This is a genomic window from Streptomyces sp. NPDC058632 (assembly GCF_042717095.1).
Lineage (GTDB): Bacteria > Actinomycetota > Actinomycetes > Streptomycetales > Streptomycetaceae > Streptomyces.
In genome coordinates this window covers 1-16,277 of sequence record NZ_JBHXQZ010000021.1, presented here as the reverse complement: position 1 = coordinate 16,277, position 16,277 = coordinate 1, and the positions used below count along the sequence as shown (strand labels likewise).

14 protein-coding genes and 1 pseudogene are annotated in these 16,277 nt (G+C 71.9%); 5 read left to right on the top strand and 10 right to left on the bottom strand.

Features of this window, described 5'->3' with window-relative positions; translation table 11 throughout:
• Positions 1-103: 103 nt before the first annotated feature.
• A complete protein-coding gene (locus tag ACFWVE_RS10720) occupies positions 104-823 on the bottom strand; it encodes a ferredoxin reductase (protein WP_384010773.1) in 720 nt (239 codons plus the stop codon).
• Positions 824-959: 136 nt separating this feature from the next.
• Entirely contained in the window at positions 960-1,565 is a 606-nt protein-coding gene (locus tag ACFWVE_RS10715; protein WP_384010565.1) for a sulfite oxidase-like oxidoreductase, read from the bottom strand.
• 338 nt (positions 1,566-1,903) lie between these two features.
• Between ACFWVE_RS10715 and ACFWVE_RS10710 the strand changes: the two genes are divergently transcribed.
• Positions 1,904-2,740, top strand: a complete 837-nt coding sequence (locus tag ACFWVE_RS10710; protein WP_384010562.1) for a putative protein N(5)-glutamine methyltransferase — start codon at positions 1,904-1,906, stop codon at positions 2,738-2,740.
• Here ACFWVE_RS10710 and ACFWVE_RS10705 read toward each other — a convergent pair.
• Complete coding sequence (locus ACFWVE_RS10705; protein WP_384010560.1) at positions 2,730-4,871, bottom strand: SpoIIE family protein phosphatase; 2,142 nt, start codon at positions 4,869-4,871, stop codon at positions 2,730-2,732. The two genes, ACFWVE_RS10710 and ACFWVE_RS10705, sit on opposite strands and share 11 nt — an antisense overlap.
• Positions 4,872-5,144: 273 nt before the next feature.
• On the opposite strand from ACFWVE_RS10705, the gene ACFWVE_RS10700 reads away from it, so the two are divergent.
• From ACFWVE_RS10700 to ACFWVE_RS10690, 3 genes and pseudogenes are all read left to right on the top strand, one after another.
• Entirely contained in the window at positions 5,145-5,525 is a 381-nt protein-coding gene (locus tag ACFWVE_RS10700; RefSeq protein WP_384010557.1) for a hypothetical protein, read from the top strand.
• 170 nt (positions 5,526-5,695) lie between these two features.
• Entirely contained in the window at positions 5,696-7,711 is a 2,016-nt protein-coding gene (locus ACFWVE_RS10695) for an FAD-dependent oxidoreductase (protein WP_384010555.1), read from the top strand.
• A gap of 31 nt (positions 7,712-7,742) precedes the next feature.
• Positions 7,743-8,276 (top strand): annotated as a pseudogene (locus ACFWVE_RS10690) (PadR family transcriptional regulator); the annotation flags it as partial.
• 327 nt (positions 8,277-8,603) lie between these two features.
• Here ACFWVE_RS10690 and ACFWVE_RS10685 read toward each other — a convergent pair.
• Positions 8,604-9,149 (bottom strand): hypothetical protein, encoded by a 546-nt coding sequence (locus ACFWVE_RS10685; RefSeq protein ID WP_384010552.1) that lies wholly within the window; start codon positions 9,147-9,149, stop codon positions 8,604-8,606.
• A gap of 215 nt (positions 9,150-9,364) precedes the next feature.
• Complete coding sequence (locus ACFWVE_RS10680) at positions 9,365-10,318, bottom strand: fibronectin type III domain-containing protein (RefSeq protein WP_384010549.1); 954 nt, start codon at positions 10,316-10,318, stop codon at positions 9,365-9,367.
• 376 nt (positions 10,319-10,694) lie between these two features.
• Between ACFWVE_RS10680 and ACFWVE_RS10675 the strand changes: the two genes are divergently transcribed.
• Positions 10,695-11,417 (top strand): glycoside hydrolase family 75 protein, encoded by a 723-nt coding sequence (locus ACFWVE_RS10675; protein WP_384010767.1) that lies wholly within the window; start codon positions 10,695-10,697, stop codon positions 11,415-11,417.
• A gap of 41 nt (positions 11,418-11,458) precedes the next feature.
• Here ACFWVE_RS10675 and ACFWVE_RS10670 read toward each other — a convergent pair whose 3' ends face one another.
• The 5 genes from ACFWVE_RS10670 to ACFWVE_RS10650 all read right to left on the bottom strand — a co-directional run bounded on the left by ACFWVE_RS10670 (position 11,459) and on the right by ACFWVE_RS10650 (position 15,763).
• The gene (locus ACFWVE_RS10670) at positions 11,459-11,872 is read right to left on the bottom strand and encodes a PTS-dependent dihydroxyacetone kinase phosphotransferase subunit DhaM (protein ID WP_384010547.1); all 414 of its coding nucleotides are present in this window, start codon (positions 11,870-11,872) and stop codon (positions 11,459-11,461) included.
• Entirely contained in the window at positions 11,865-12,491 is a 627-nt protein-coding gene (gene dhaL, locus ACFWVE_RS10665) for a dihydroxyacetone kinase subunit DhaL (protein ID WP_384010544.1), read from the bottom strand. Before dhaL ends, ACFWVE_RS10670 begins: the two co-directional genes overlap by 8 nt.
• A gap of 49 nt (positions 12,492-12,540) precedes the next feature.
• Positions 12,541-13,533 (bottom strand): dihydroxyacetone kinase subunit DhaK, encoded by a 993-nt coding sequence (dhaK, locus tag ACFWVE_RS10660; RefSeq protein WP_384010541.1) that lies wholly within the window; start codon positions 13,531-13,533, stop codon positions 12,541-12,543.
• 196 nt (positions 13,534-13,729) lie between these two features.
• Positions 13,730-14,119 (bottom strand): hypothetical protein, encoded by a 390-nt coding sequence (locus ACFWVE_RS10655; RefSeq protein WP_384010539.1) that lies wholly within the window; start codon positions 14,117-14,119, stop codon positions 13,730-13,732.
• A 495-nt stretch (positions 14,120-14,614) separates the two neighbouring features.
• Entirely contained in the window at positions 14,615-15,763 is a 1,149-nt protein-coding gene (locus tag ACFWVE_RS10650) for a serine hydrolase domain-containing protein (RefSeq protein ID WP_384010536.1), read from the bottom strand.
• Positions 15,764-16,277 lie beyond the last annotated feature (514 nt).

The following is a 16,277-nucleotide window of genomic DNA, read 5'->3' as shown; positions in this document are numbered from 1 at the left end:
CCATGTATACGCAGGAACAGAGAGCCGCAGGTAAAGGGCGTGGAAAGCGTTTGCCGCCGATGGGCCTGGAGCGGCAGCCCCGGCTCCCGCCTCCCGGCGCGGGTCAGCCGAAGCGCTCGATACGGATCCGGTCCACGGGCTGTCCGGCCGCGACGAGCAGCCTGGAGGCATGCTCGGCAAAGGAGTTGGAACCGCACACATAGGCCTCCCACCCACCCGGAGGGGCTTCGGCCAGGAGCGGCGCCACATGTGCGGCCGCCATACGTCCCACGGCCACGCCCACCGGCGCGCTGCGGGTGAACACCGGCAGGGTCTCCGCACCGAACTCGCCCCCGTAGATCAGCTCCTCGGGACTGCGCGCCGACACCAGCAGCCGCAGGGGCAGTGACAGGCCCCGGGCCCTGTGGTGCCGCACCATCGACATCAGCGGGACGACGCCCGAGCCGGCGCCCACCAGCAGCGCGGGCCGGTCGCCCGGCCAGGCGAAGAAGCCGCTCAGCGGACCGCGCACCTCGACCCGGTCACCGGGCCGGGCCACCGAGTGGAACCAGCCCGACACCTCGCCGCCCGCCACATGGTCCAGGGTCAGCTCGATGTGCCCGGAGTCGTCCGGCGCGGACGCGATCGAGTAGTGGCGCTGGGCCGCATAGCCGTCCTCGGCGGTCAGCCGCAGCAGCAGATGCTGGCCGGGCACATGCCCCGGCCAGTCCGGCACGGCGAAGCGGAAGGTCGCGGCGCGCGGGGTCTCGCGACGGATGCCGGTCAGTGTCGCCGTCCGCCACACCGAGGCCGTCTGCTCGCTCACCCCGATGCGTCCGGGCACGGCGAACCGCGTCGGAGGGGCGAACGGCGCCGGCGAGGCCTCGGCCCCCCGGCTCCGTGCCCCCTGCTGCTGCACCGCACGCTCCGTCACCGCAGTCCCTTCGGTCGCCTCGGCCATTCCAGTCACTCCAGCCACCTCAGTCACCGGAGTACCGCTGTTCCTCCCAGGGATTGCCGCGCGCGTGGTAGCCGTTGCCCTCCCAGAACCCCGGCTCGTCGTGGTCGAGGAGCCGCAGGCCCGCGATCCACTTGACGCTCTTCCAGAAGTACAGATGCGGCACGATCAGCCGGGCCGGGCCGCCGTGCTCGGGTGCGAGCGGCCTGCCGTCGTACTCCCAGGCGATCCAGGCCCGCCCGCCGGTCAGGTCCGCGAGCGGCAGGTTCGCCGTGTAGCCGGTGTGCGAGTAGGCGACCACATGTGTGGCGGACCCATGGGGCCGGGCCGCGTCCCAGAAGGCGTCCAGGGAGACGCCCCCGAACCGCACCCCGAACTTCGACCAGCTCGTCACACAGTGGATCGCGCCCTCGTACGCCGAGGCCGGCAGGGCGTGGGCCTGCTCCCAGTTCCAGGTGCGGGGCTCCGCCACCAGCCCGTCGATCCGCAGCGCCCAGTCGGCGGGCGCGAGGTCGGGCGTGACCTCTGCGGACAGGACGGGCCATTCGTCGCCCGCGTCGTACTGGCCGGGCGGCAGACCGGGGTTGTGCAGGCGGGGGCGGCCGGTGAAGCCGCGGGTGATGTTCACGTGATCGGCGATTCCGTTGCGAGTGGTGCAGGTGGTTCGGGACCCAACCGTACGGGGTGGCCCGGAAACACCCGCACACACCGGTCCTGCCCGGTCTCCGGCCCCCTGCGGGCCGCCCGCCCCGCGGGCTCGCCGGCCACAGGAAACGCGCCGGACAGCCGGTGATGTCGTCGGGTACTGTTGCGGTCCGGCTGCGGACGGTCCCAGTCGTCGACGGCCGAGGGGGTGAGACCCATTACCGCTCTGTCAGGTCGGGTGCTCTCACCACGAAGCGACGCGGATCGCCCCCAGTAGGTGACCGCGGGAGCATCCTCGGCTCTCGAAAGGCTCCTGCCGCCATGCTGTCCCGCTCCTCGCAGGCTTCCTCCCTTTCCGTCTCTTCCTCGCCCGTCACCCCGTCCGCGCCCGCCGCACCGGACCCCGTCGTGGCCGCGCTGCGCGCCGCGGGCTGTGTCTTCGCCGAGGCCGAGGCCGAACTGATCCTCGCCGCCGCGCCCACCCCGGACCACGCGACCGAGATGGTCGCGCACAGGGCCCGCGGACTGCCCCTCGAACTAGTCGTCGGCTGGGCCGAGTTCAGCGGCCGGCGGATCACCGTGGCCCCCGGCGTCTTCGTCCCCCGGCGCCGTACCGAGTTCCTCGTGGCGCAGGCCCTCGCGCAGGCACCCGACGCGGCCCTCGTCGTGGACCTGTGCTGCGGTTCGGGTGCCGTCGGCGCCGCCCTGGCCGACGGACTGGGCACGGTCGAACTGCACGCCGCCGACATCGACCCGGCCGCCGTGCGCTGCGCCCGCCGCAACGTCGCGGACGTCGGCGGCCTGGTGCACGCCGGAGACCTGTTCGATGCGCTGCCCGGTACGGTGCGCGGCCGGGTCGACATCCTCGCGGCCAATGTGCCCTACGTGCCCAGCGACGAGATCGGCCTGCTGCCCCCGGAAGCCCGCGACCACGAGCCGCGCGTCGCGCTCGACGGCGGCGCGGACGGGCTCGACGTGCTGCGCCGGGTGGCCGCCGGGGCCCCCGAGTGGCTGGCACCCGGCGGCTGTCTCCTGGTGGAGACCAGCCGCCGCCAGGCCCCCGCCGCCGCTGCCGCCTTCACCGGTGCCGGACTGCGGACCCGTCTGGCCGTCTCGGAGGAGGAGTACGCCCATGTCGTGATCGGCGTCAGGCCGTAGCTCCGCCCGACGCGGCGGGACGGCCGGGGGAGGCCGCACCGCCGGGCAGGGTGGCGCGGGCGATGAGCAGGGCCACGTCGTCGAAGTTGTCGGGCTCGTGCAGGGTGCGCAGCAGCAGGTCGCACATCTCCTCGAGGGAGTGGTCGGACCGGCCGTGCAGCAGCGTGAGCAGGCGGTCGAGGCGCTCGTCCAGCGGGTGGTGCCGGGTCTCGACCAGGCCGTCGGTGTACAGCACCAGCCGGTCGCCCGGCTCGAGCCCCACGACGGTGGTGGAGAACGTGACGCCGCCCACCCCCAGAGGCACCCCGGTCGGCAGATCGAGCAGTTCCGGGGTGCCGCCGGCCCTGACCCGCACCGGCGGCAGATGCCCCGCGTTGGCTATCAGGCACTGCCGCTCACGGGAGTCGTGGACGACGTAGACGCAGGTGGCGATGGCGTCCTCGAGATCGCCGGTGATCCGGTCGAGGTGCTCCAGGAGCACCGCGGGATCGAGACCGAGCGAGGCCAGCGTGTGCGTCGCCGTGCGCAGCCGCCCCATGGTGGCCGCCGCCGGGATGCCGCTGCCCATCACGTCCCCCACGACGAGGGCCGTCCTGCCGCCGTCCAGCGGGATCACGTCGAACCAGTCGCCGCCCACCTCACTGGTGGCGCCCGCCGGCTGGTAGCGGGAGGCGACCTCGAGCCCGCCCGTCACGGGCGGATGGCTGGGCAGCAGGCTGCGCTGCAGGGTGAGCGCGGCGTCGCGGGCGTTCTGGTACCAGCGGGCGTTGTCGATCTGCACCGCCGCGCGGGCGGCCAGCTCCCGGGCCAGCAGCAGATCGTCCTCGCCGAACGGCAGCGGGTTGCTGACGCGCTTGAGGTCGAGCGCGCCGAGCACCTCGCCGTGCGCGATCAGCGGCACGGCCAGATACGAGTGCACACCCGCCCGGCCCAGCAGTTCGGCCGCCTGGGGGGAACGGGCGATACGGGGCAGGTCCTCGTCCTTGACCTGCGGCAGCAGCACGGGCAGGGCGGTGCGTACGCACTCGGTGACGAACCGGTCCGGGGCGTACCGGGTCACCCCGCCCGGCGGATCGGCGGCCAGCAGGGCGTCCCCCGAGCCGGCGCCCGTGCCCTTGACCGCCAGCGCCCGGATCACCGCCGGCTCGGTCGGACCGAGGGTGCTCCGGCGGCCCAGGACCACCCCGCCCAGCAGGTCCACGGCGGCCACGTCGGCCAGCTCCGGTACGGCCACCTCGGCCAGCTCACGCGCCGTACGCTCCAGGTCGAGCGTGGTGCCGATCCGCGCCGAGGCGTCGGCGACGACAGCGAGCCGGCGCCGGGCCCGCTCGGCCTCGAGGCCCGCCCGGTACTGCTCGGTGACGTCCACCACCGACAGGGCCACGCCCAGCACCGAGCCGAGCGCGTTCTCCAGCCGGAACATGGAGGCTGACCAGGCGTGGTCCTCGTCGGGATAGGCCGGGGTCCGGCCGATCATGAACTGTTCGACGACCGGCTCCCCCGTCTCCAGGACCTGCCTCGCGGTGGCCTCGACGGTGCCGATGTCCAGCTGCGGCAGTACCTCGGGGACCGTGCGGCCCAGGTGGTCCTCGGCCGGGACGCCGTTGAGCCGTTCGAGTGCCGGGTTGACCGAGACGTACCGCAGGTCGGTGTCCAGGACGGCCAGCCCGATCGGGGACTGGGCGACGACCCGGGTGGACAGCGCCACGTCCTGTTCCATCCGGCGCACGGTCGCCTGGTCGACCGCGAGGCCGAGGGCGTAGACGGCGCCCCGGTCGTCGGTCAGCCGCACGTTGCGGAACTCCACGAGCCGGGTGCTGCCGTCCTTGCGCCGGATGGGGAACGCCCCGGCCCAGCTCTGCCCGGTCCGCATGACGTCGGAGAACAGCTTCACGACCAGATCCAGGTACTGCTCGTGCACCATGATCCGGGCGGCGTACCGGCCCAGCGCCTCCTCGGCGGCGTACCCGAACAGTTCCTCGGCCTGAGGGCTCCACAGCACGATCCGGCCTTCGGGGTCCAGCACCACCGAGGCCACGCGCAGCACGTCGAGCAGCCCGCTGGGACGGACCGGCCCGGGGACCGCTCCGTCTCCGTCGCCCTCGACCAGGGGTGACCCGGATGAACTCATCGCACGCCCCGCCTTCGCCGATCTCCGCGGCACGCCGTGACGGTGCCGCCATCACCTGTTCTACCGCGCGTGGGGGCGATTTTCCGCCTCTCCGGCTGTCTCCTCCACCGTCTTCCTTTCCTCCGCCGGGTGCCCCGCGATCCCGCGGGCACGCCGGTCGTGCGCGGGCGGTGCTCCCGCGCACGCGGTGTTTTGCCGGGGGAGGGGCGGGAACGCCCCTTGTCAAGGCATGACACCGCCTGACAAGGCGTGGCGACGAGAGGAGCGATCACCATGGGCAGCGAGCGACCGCACCCGGAATCCGTCTCGGTCGAGCTCAGCGGGTGCGACAAGAACGACGCACGGATCGTGTTCGACATGCTGCGCGCGTGCTTCGCGTCCGACCGGCGCTCCGACGACGTGCCGGAGGAGTTCTCCGAGACCCGCCCGACGGTGTGGCTCGGCACGTTCGACGTCGCCGACCCGCACGAGGGCGGCGCCCGCCCGGGTGACCCGGTGCGACTGGCGTCCTCGGTCGACGCCGACGTGTACGGCGGCTACTGGGCGATCGACCGGTTCCGCGCCACTTTGAACGACCTGTTCACGGTGCACGACCTGAGCACGGTCTCCGGCGACCAGGAGGAGGAACTGCACGTCCGCCTCGAAAGCCGGTGACCGCCGCCGGGGCCGGGACGACGGGACAGCGGGACGTACGCACGGACAGGGCGCTCCCGCCCGTGCGCGTCACCGGGCCGGTGTGCCCTCCACCACGTTTTTGCAACTAGTTGCAAAAGCGGGTGCGCGTCCTCTACAACAGAGGGACGACACCGCGCACGGAGGGCCCGATGAGCCGTTACCCGCACCTGCTGTCCCCCCTCGACCTGGGCTTCACCACCCTGCCCAACCGGGTCCTCATGGGCTCCATGCACGTAGGCCTGGAGGAGGCCGAGAACGGCTTCACACGCCTGGCCGGGTTCTACGCCGCCCGCGCCCGCGGCGGCGTCGGCCTCATCGTCACCGGCGGCATCGCACCCAACCACGAGGGGCGGACCGGTGAGGGCGGCGCGAAGCTCACCACCGACGAGGAGGCGGAGCAGCACCGCGTCGTCACCGAGGCCGTGCACCGCGAGGGCGGACGCATCGCCCTGCAGATTCTGCACGTCGGCCGGTACGCCTACCACCGGGACCTGGTCGCCCCCAGTCCCGTCAAGGCGCCGATCAGCCCGTTCACACCCCGCGAACTCACCGACGCGGACGTCGAGCGCACCATCGACGACTACGTCCACACCGCCCGCCTCGCCCGGCAGGCCGGTTACGACGGCGTCGAGATCATGGGCTCCGAGGGCTACCTGATCAACGAGTTCATCGCCGCGCAGACCAATCACCGCACCGACCGCTGGGGCGGCTCGTACGAGAACCGGACGCGCTTCCCCCTCGAGATCGTCCGCCGGGTGCGCGAGACGGTCGGCGAGGACTTCATCCTCATCTACCGGCTCTCCATGCTGGACCTCGTCCCCGGCGGCTCGACCCTGGACGAGGTGATCACGCTGGCCAAGGCCGTCGAGGCGGCCGGCGCCACGATCATCAACACGGGCATCGGCTGGCACGAGGCCCGCATCCCGACCATCGCCACCTCCGTACCGCGCGGCGCCTACACCTGGGTGACCAAGCGGCTGATGGGCGAGGTCTCGGTCCCGCTCGTCACCACCAACCGGATCAACACCCCCGAACTCGCCGAGCAGTTGCTCACCGAGGGACACGCCGACATGGTGTCGATGGCCCGTCCGATGCTCGCCGACCCCGACTTCGTGGCCAAGGCCGCGGACGGCCGGCCCGAAGCGATCAACACCTGCATCGGCTGCAACCAGGCCTGCCTGGACCACACCTTCAACCTGCAGATCACCTCCTGCCTGGTCAATCCGCGCGCCTGCCACGAGACCGAACTGGTGCTGTCCCCGACCAGGCACCGCAAGCGGGTCGCGGTCGTCGGCGCCGGACCGGCCGGCCTGGCCTGCGCCGTCAGCGCCGCCGAACGCGGCCACGACGTCACCCTGTTCGACGCGGCGAGCGAGGTCGGCGGCCAGCTCAACGTCGCCCGCAAGGTCCCCGGCAAGCAGGAGTTCGACGAGACCCTGCGCTACTACCGCACCAGGCTCGCCGAACTGGCCGTCGACGTACGCCTGGACACCCGGGCAACGGCCGACGACGTGGCAGGCCACGACGAGGTCGTCGTCGCCACCGGCGTCATCCCGCGCGTCCCCGACCTCCCCGGTGTCGACCACCCGAGCGTGCTCGGCTACCTCGACGTCCTGCGTGACGGCGCCCCCGTCGGCGACCGGGTCGCCGTCCTCGGCGCGGGCGGCATCGGCTTCGACGTCGCCGAGTTCCTCACCGACGGCGGCGACAAGGCGCACGAGAACCCCGAGACGTACTTCCGCCGGTGGGGCGTCGACATGGACCACCGCACGCCCGGCGGCCTCGCCGCACCCGAGCGGCCCGCCCCGCCGCGCACCGTCCACCTGCTCCAGCGCAAGACCTCCAAGGTCGGTGCGGGCCTGGGCAAAACCACCGGCTGGATCCACCGCACCGAATTGAGGAACCGCGGCGTCACCATGGTCCCCGGCGTGCGCTACGACCGTATCGACGACGCGGGCCTGCACGTCACCGTCGACGGTGGGAGCACCGTCCTGGAGGTGGACACGATCGTCCTGTGCACCGGCCAGGAACCGCGCCGCGACCTGTACGAGGAGCTGGTCGCCGCCGGCCGCCCCGTCCATCTGATCGGCGGCGCCGACGTGGCCGCCGAGCTGGACGCCAAGCGGGCCATCAAGCAGGGAACGGAGCTGGCGGCGGCTCTCTGACCCGACCCTGGGCCGTCCCTAGGATGGGACCATGTCACTCCCGCACGCGATCCTCACCGCTCTGCTCGAGAAGCCGTCGTCGGGGCTGGAGCTGACCCGTCGCTTCGACAAGTCGATCGGTTACTTCTGGTCCGCGACGCATCAGCAGATCTACCGTGAGCTGGGGAAACTGGAGGCCGAGGGCCTGATCCGGGCGCTGTCCGCCGGACAACCCGCCCGCGGGCAGAAGAAGGCCTACGAGGTCCTGCCCGCGGGACGCGCCGAACTGGCCCGCTGGGCCTCCACGGCGCAGGACCCCAAGCCGATGCGCGACACGCTGCTGCTGCGGCTGAGGGCGGCGGCGGTGGTCGGCGCCGGAGGCCTCGAGGCCGACCTCCGGCGTCATCTGGAACTGCACGAAAGGCAGTTGGCGGAGTACCGGGAGATCGAGCGACGGGACTTCCCGCCCGGCAGGGACGCCCCGGACGACCGGCTGCGGCATCTGGTGCTCCGGGCCGGCATCGACCTGGAGACCTTCTGGACCGGGTGGCTCGGGCACGCGCTCGCGGAGTTCGCAGAGATCCCGGAGTTCACGCAGCTCGCGGAGAACCGGCAGCTCGCGGAGAACCGGCAGCTCGCGGAGAACCGGCAGCTCGCGGAGAACCCGGAGAACCCGGAGAACCCGGAGAACCCGGAGAACCCGGAGAACCCGGAGAACCCGGAGAACGAGGACAGCACGAAGATCACGGTGAACGCGCGGCCGGCGGACGTCGAGGGGGCCGAGCCTCGGGGCCCCGCACACACGAAACCGTCCGGCTCCCGGCATGCGGAGCCGGACGGTTCGGGCTCCGGACGGGAGTGACGCCGGCCGCCCGACCGGAGCGCGTCGGACATGGTGGCGACCGGCGCCGTCTCAGAACCGGTTCGGTTTGTTGCGTCGGCGCAGGTACCAGGCCGTGGCGACGAGACCGGTACCGACGAGCGCGCCGCCCGCCACCAGTGTCACCGTCCCGTAGTCCGTCGAGCTTCCTCCGATGCCGCCCATCACTCCGAGGGACGGCGAGGGCGAGGCGGTGACCGACGGGCTGGGGGTGCGAGTGGCGGCGGGCGAGACGACGATGGACTGGGTGCCCGCGGTCGTCCCGTTCGAGCACATCACGATCACCGTGTGGGTGCCCGAGCCGACGTCCGACCAGGCGGCGGACTGCCCCGCGCCGGTTCCCGACAGGGCAACCTGACGGCCCTCGGAGAAATTCGACTGGTTGCTGTCGAGCAGGGACGCGGTGCCCCAACTGCCGTTGAGCTGGGCGCACGCGGTGGTGATCACGGAGACGGTCGAACCGGTCGTGCTCACGGAGATGCCGGGACCCGAGGCGGCCGGGCCGGCCAGCGCCAGGGGCAGCGCGGCGGCGGCTGCGACGGTCAGAGCGGAACGGGCCAGAGGCTTCGAGTAGCGCATGTGAACTGCCTTCCGGCGGCACGGCCGGCGGTACATCCCTTGCGCCGCCGAGGGTCGGGGAGCGCCCGTGCTGCCACGGGCCCAGCCAATGCGCACCCGGTCCACGGCGCATTCCGGCCGCCGCCGGGCAGGTGACGACGTCCGTCGCCCGGTCGAACCCGCACGTCGGCCTGGCCTGGCCTGGTTTGGCCCGGTCCGGTCCGCCTCGGCCCGGCTCAGCGCCTCGGGCCCGTCGTCACCGTGCGCTCCGTGGAGAATCCGCCCCAGGTTCCGTCCGGCAGCCTGGCCCGGATCCGTACCCGATGGCTGACCCCCGCCTCCCGTCCGGCGTAGAAGCTGTACGTCGCCCGGTCGCGCGGTGCCTGTCCGCCGTAGACGACGGAGGTGGCCGGGCGGCCGTCCAGCTGCACCTGGTACTCCGTGATCACCCCGTCCACACGCGGCGGTACCCAGCTGAGGCCGATGTGGTACGCGCCCTCGGTCCGGTGGCTCGTGGCGCGGAAGCCGGTGGGGGCCGCGGCGCGGCCGTCGTCGCTGCCCGGGGTGGTCAGGCGGAGGGGAGCACCGGCGGGAGACAGGTTGTCGGCCGCGTCCCGCGCCCGGACCGTGAAGGAGTAGCGGGTGCCCGGCCGAAGCCCCGTGACCACGGTGGCCGTCTGGCTCCCGCCGACGCTGTGGATCTTCGTTTCTCCCTGGTGGACGTCGTACGACAGGACGCCCCGGTCGTCCGTCGAGGCGGACCAGGACAGCTGGACCGCCCTGCTGCCGACCGCTTTGCCGCGGAGGCCCGAGGGACGGCCGGGCGCGGACCGGTCGGCCGCGGTGACCGCCGGTGTCGTCGCCCGTATCTCCCGGCTGTGCGGCCCGAGCCGCCCTTCCGCGTCCCGTGCCCGCACGGTGAAGACGTACGTGGTGGAGGGCCGAAGCCTGGTGACGTCCACCATGTGCTCAAAACCGGGTACATCCTTGACCTTTGTGGTGCCCCGGTACACCTCGTACCGGCTCACCCGGGCGCTCGTGGCGGCGACGGTGTTCCACATGACATGCACACTGGTGGCGCTGCCGGCCTCGGCCGTGACACCCGCCGGTGCCCCGGGCGGCTGCCCGCCGTCCCCGTTCCCGGCTCCGGACGCGCCGCCGCAGGAGACGACCAGGAGAAGGGCCGGCACGAGCACACCACGGAGCGGGAGGGACGAGCGGGGCGCACCACCGCGCGGCAGGGGAGGGCGGCGCGGGGGCACGGCAACGGCGACGGGAACACCTCGCACGACTCCGCCTCCCGACAGCACACGGGGATGGTCCGGACCAATAGTCCAGCCCCATGGTGACGTGGGTGACGCGATCACATCAAGAGGGCGGTGCGGCGGCTCGGGCGACTCCAGCCGCTCACGGACACCGGCGCCGGCCCGGGCACCCGGCCCCTCACCCGGCGGTCGAACGTGCACCGTACGGCCCCGCTGCGGTGGCCGCGCCACGGGTCCGGGACGAGATTGGGCCGAGGCCGAGTGCCCGTCAATGTCCCCTACGAGAGGCCCGTAGACCGTGATCCCTGTCCAGTCGCTCGCACTGGCCGTGGCCGGCGTCGCCGTGATCACCCCCACGATGCTCCACAGCACCTCGTCGCACAGCACCTCGCCGCAGGCCCACTCACCATCACCGGTCGCGCAGCAGGGCGGCTCCGTCGGCTCCGTCGGCGCCGCCGACCTGCTGGCCGAGGTGCGTGACTGCACCCCCGTCTCCCGCGGCAAATACCGGAGCGACCAGGGTGCCCCCGCCACCATCCCGGTGTGCGGCACCGACGACGCCGTGTTCTGGAAGGCCGACATGGACATCGACTGCGACGGACGGCCCAGCGTCCGCTGCAGCACGGCCACCGACCCGTACTTCTCCCCCTCCACGGCGTTCGCGCAGTCCGACGGACGTCCGCTGAACTCCGCGACCCTGCCCTTCGTGGTGGTGCCGGCGCCGAGCGCGCTCTGGGACTACCGGGCGCACGGTGTCCGCGGCGGCTCGGTGGTGGCCGTCGTGTACGGCGACCAGGTGCAGTACGCGGTGGTCGGCGACACCGGCCCCGCGGGCATCATCGGCGAGGCGTCCTACGCGACGGCCGAAGCGCTCGGCATCGATCCCGACCCGCTGAGCGGCGGCACGTCCTCCGGTGTCACCTACATAGTGTTCAAGGACAGCCGGGTGACCCCCATCGAGGACCGGAAGGCCGCGGTGGCGACGGGGGAGGAACTGGCCCGGCGGTTCGTGAACGGCGACTGAGCCGAACCGCCCGCCGTCACTTTCCGCCACACCCGTGCTCGTCAGGTCTTCCGGTAGGTGTACGCCTCCGCCGCCGCGGCCTCCACCGCCGCGAGGTCCGCCCCCGTCGAGGCCGTGACCACCGCGGCGACCGCGCCCTCCACGAAGGGCGCGTCCACCAGCCGGGTGTGCTCCGGGAGTTCGTCGCCCTCGGCGAGCAGCGCCTTCACGGTGAGCACCGCGCTGCCGAGGTCGGTCAGGACGGCGACCCCGGCGCCGCGGTCGACGGACGCGGCCGCGGCGGCGACGAGGCCGGCGCTCGTACCGAGACCCCCGTCCTCCGTGCCGCCCGCGGGGGCCACGGACACGGCACCGCCGACGCCCGCCAGGCCCTTGGCCAGCTCGGCCACCGACGCCGCCACCTGAGCACTGTGGGACACCAGGACGATGCCCACCAGCTCCCCGCCGTCACTCACCGGACGCCTCCCCGGCTTCGACGGCCTCGGAGGCGTCGGCGAGACCCGCGATCAGCAGGGCCGACGAGGTGGCCCCGGGATCCTGGTGTCCGACGCTCCGCTCGCCCAGATAACTGGCCCGGCCCTTGCGGGCCCGCAACGGCGTCGTGGCCACCGCACCCTCCTCGGCGGCGGCCCGCGCCGCGGCGAAGGAGTCACCGAGCGCGTCCACCGCGGGCACCAGCGCGTCGATCATCGTCTTGTCGCCCGGCGCCGCACCCCCGAGCTGCCGCACCGCGTCCACCCCGGTGCGCAGTGCCTCGGCCAGTTGCTCCCTGCTCACCTCGGTGGTGTCACCGAGTGCCTTGCCGGTGCGGCGCAGCAGCGTCCCGTACAAGGGCCCGGAGGCGCCGCCCACCGTCGAGATCAGCAGCCGCCCGGCCTGGGTGAGCACGGCGCCGGGCGTGGGGGGCGGCTCCTTGTCCAGCGCGGCCCGCACCGCACCGAACCCGCGCTGGAGGTTGCTGCCGTGGTCGGCGTCACCGATGGGCGAGTCGAGAGCGGTGAGCCGCTCCGCCTCACGGTCGACGGAGGCGGCGGTCACGGCCATCCAACGGCGGAAGAAGTCGGCATCGAGCACTGGAACTCCTTGCGTACTAGGAACGGTGAACCCTCTGTCCCGGTGTTCCTCACATGCCCCAGCGCAGCCCCGGGGTCTTCACCGGCGCGTCCCACAGCCGCAGTGTCTCCTCGCCGACCTGGCACAGGGTGACCGAGGCACCCGCCATGTCGAGCGACGTCACGTAGTTGCCGACGAGTACCCGTGCGACGGGGACACCACGCTCGCCGAGCACCCGCTGCACCTCGGCGTTGAAGCCGTACAGCTCCAGCAGCGGGGTCCCGCCCATGCCGTTGACCAGGACCAGGACCGGATTGCGCGGCGTGAGATCGCCGAGGATCGCGTCGACTGAGGCCTCGGCGATCTCGCCCGAGGTCATCATCGGCCGCCGTTCCCGGCCCGGTTCGCCGTGGATGCCGATGCCCAGCTCCAGCTCGCCCGCCGGCAGATCGAAGGTGGGGCTGCCCTTGGCGGGCGTGGTGACAGCGGTCAGGGCCACGCCGAAACTGCGGGAGTTCTCATTGACCTGCCGGGCGAGGGCTTCCACCCGCTCCAGCGGCTGTCCCTCATCGGCCGCCGCGCCCGCGATCTTCTCCACGAACAACGTCGCACCGGTGCCGCGCCGGCCCGCGGTGTAGAGACTGTCGGTCACCGCGACGTCGTCGTCGACCAGCACCTTCGCGACCCGGATGCCCTCGTCCTCGGCCAGCTCGGCGGCCATGTCGAAGTTGAGCACGTCACCGGTGTAGTTCTTCACGACGAACAGCACCCCGGCCCCGCTGTCCACGGCAGCAGCCGCCCGCACCATCTGGTCGGGCACGGGCGAAGTGAACACCTCTCCGGGACAGGCCGCCGAGAGCATCCCGGGCCCCACGAACCCGCCGTGCAGCGGCTCGTGCCCGGAACCCCCGCCGGAGACCAGACCCACCTTCCCGGCCACGGGAGCGTCCCGCCGGACGATCACCCGGTTCTCCACATCCACCGCAAGCTCGGGATGCGCCGCAGCCATCCCCCGCAGCGCATCCGCGACCACGGTCTCCGGCACGTTGATGAGCATCTTCATGGGTACCTCCCAGGGAGTTCAGCAAGTGGGCTTCTGACCCGCGTTCGCACTGGTCAGGGTGGGTTCATCAGTTGTCGGTCTTGACGGTTCATGGCGGTCGTGAGCGAGTGCTGGCGGTGCTGATGCCGACCCAACGCCGACTTTGCCGACGGTGTGTCAGGTTTCTGTGGTGGGTCGACTGCGTGTCGGTGGGGCCCTATGGGGGAAGTATCGACCTTGTGGCCGCGAAGGTCACGTGGGCGACATCCAGAGCATGCTTGTGAAGCCGGGCGCCCTCTTCGGGAGCGGCATGACCTGCTGTGTGGCCCGCATGGAGAATTTCGGGTTTCCCGTGAGAACTGGAATGCCTGGCGCGGCAGAGGCCTGGGGGGAGGCCGTTGACGAAGCCGTGCAGGTCATCGGCCTGGACACGCTCGATCCACTGGCACAATAGATGCCGGCCCTGGCGGTTGTTCATGAGCTCGGCGAAGGCCCGCACGTGTTCGGCGGTGCGGTCGAGCTCGGGGCAGCGGGCGAGGATCTGCTTGAGCTGCTGGGCCCGGTCGTCGTCGAGGCGGTCGGGACGGCGGGTGATCCAGCTGGTCACGTCACGCGTGGACGGGTTCCTGCGGGGCGGGATCGTCGCGCGGGAACGCTTCCCGGAGCTTGTGCACGTACCTCTTCACGACGCTCTCACCACCGGGGTGGCCGCGCTGCCTGCGAGCACTTGTCTTGGCTCCAGTGCACGGAGTTCCTCGAACAGGTGCCGGGCGGCGGTGCCGCCCACCGCTGGTGCAGGTGGGGCTTGTAGGGATCGAGGATGCTGGTGCGTCCGGTTCACCGTCGGACGAGGAGTTCGTCCGCGGTGGCCGCGTGGGCCAGGCCGAGCCGACGGGCGATGGGCCGCAGCCCGAGTCCCTCGTCCAGCAAGGCGTGAACGGCCGCGTGCTGCTCGCGTACTCGATCGGACAGGCAACGGCTACCTGGAGACGTCGTTCCTGCCCGGCAGGGTGTTCGCTTCCCCGGCCGACTTCGACACGCAGCCGGCCGGATGGCTTGAGGTCACCAACCGCCGGGTGCACCGCACCCCGGAGGGCGGCCTTCAGTCCGTGGCGTCGAGAGCTTCGTAGACGTGCCTGATGTAGCCGTGGGTGCGCTCCGAGCCAAGAAGTCCGGCGCCCAGCCGGTTCATGGTGTACGCGAACGTGACGCGCCGATCGAGGTCCATCATGACGATCGAACCGCCCCGGCCGACCCAGAAGCAGACCGTTCCGGTGGGCATGTGCGGCATCGTCCTCGGGTCGGCGAGCGCATAGCCGATGCCCCAGCGCACAGGAACGCCCAGGAACAGGTCGACTCCGTCGGCCTGTACGTCGAAGATCTTGTCCACGGTGTCCGGGGAGAGAAGCCGGAGGCCGTTCACCTCGCCGTGTCGTGAGATCACGGAGAGGGCACGGGCCACGCCCCGTGCGTTGCCGTGTCCGTTGACGGCTCCGAGTTCGGCGCGGCGCCATTGCGGTGTGTCGACGTGCTCGTCCCGGGCGGGGCTTCCGAACAACGTCTTGGTGAAGATGGCCTCGGGATCGAGATCGGCGGGTACTTCGAGGGCCTGCGACGGCGGCACCAGCCCGGCGATACGCGGCCAGTCGGCTTCCCGCGCACCGATCTGGACGTCGGCTTCCGACGGCCCCGCGATCTCGGTATCGACGAACTCGGTCAGGGTACGGCCACTGACCCGCCGGACAAGCTCTCCCACAAGCTGGCCCTGGGTCTGCACGTGGTAGCCCGAGGCACTCCCCGGCCTCCACCAGGGCGCCTGCCCGGCCAGTCGGGTACTCGCCGTCGGCCAGTCGCACAGGTCGTCCATGGTGAAGGGCTGCTGCCAGCCGGAGAGCCCCGAGGTGTGTGCCAGGACGTGCCGCACCTCTATGTCCTGCTTGCCCTGGGCAGCAAATTCGGGCCAGTACTCCGCGACCGGACGGTGGAGATCCAGCGCTCCCCGGTCGACGAGGACAAGAGCCGCCAGACTGCTGAGGGTCTTGGTGACCGACCACAGGCTGACCAGTGTGTCCCGCTGCCACGGAACGGTTCGTGCCTCGTCGGCGTGCCCACCCCATATGTCGACCTCCATGACTCCGTCGACGTCGACGGCGATCGACGCACCCAATTCCTCGCCGGACTCGATGTGTGCTGCCAGTGCTGCTCGGACCGGTTCGAACCGAGCAGTACTGGTTCCTTCGACGGTGACCATGCTTTTCCCCACTGTGGACGACAACCGTTCGATCACTCAACGGAGTAACCGTCCCCTCGGTTCACGCCCTGTCGCAGTTCAAAGGGCGGTTCCGTGGAAGGCCCTCCTGCGCATGGTTACCCGTAGTGATCATTCATGTGGTTGGGTCCGCCCGCGTCAGCCTCCAGCCGGAAGAGGGCGCGTGCCACATGCCTTCTTCCCGAGCCGTCCGGCACGGGAAGCTCGTGAAGGCCGCCGGGTGATCGGTTTCCTGGTAATGCCGGAACTCAGGACGCCGGGTCCGGGCGGTTGCAGCGGCCCCGCGCCCAGCGCGCAGGCGGCGGAGACCAGGACAAGTGCGGCCGTCACCGGTCCGGCGACCAGGACGGCCACGAGAAGGGCGGACGCGGGTGTGACGTTGCCACGCACCGGCGCCGCCCAGGCCGCATCACGGCCTGGGCGCAGAGCAGCAGGACCGGGATCAGCCGGTCGTCGGTTCGCTTCATGACGGGCCGTGGTGCTGCGGCACGTGGAC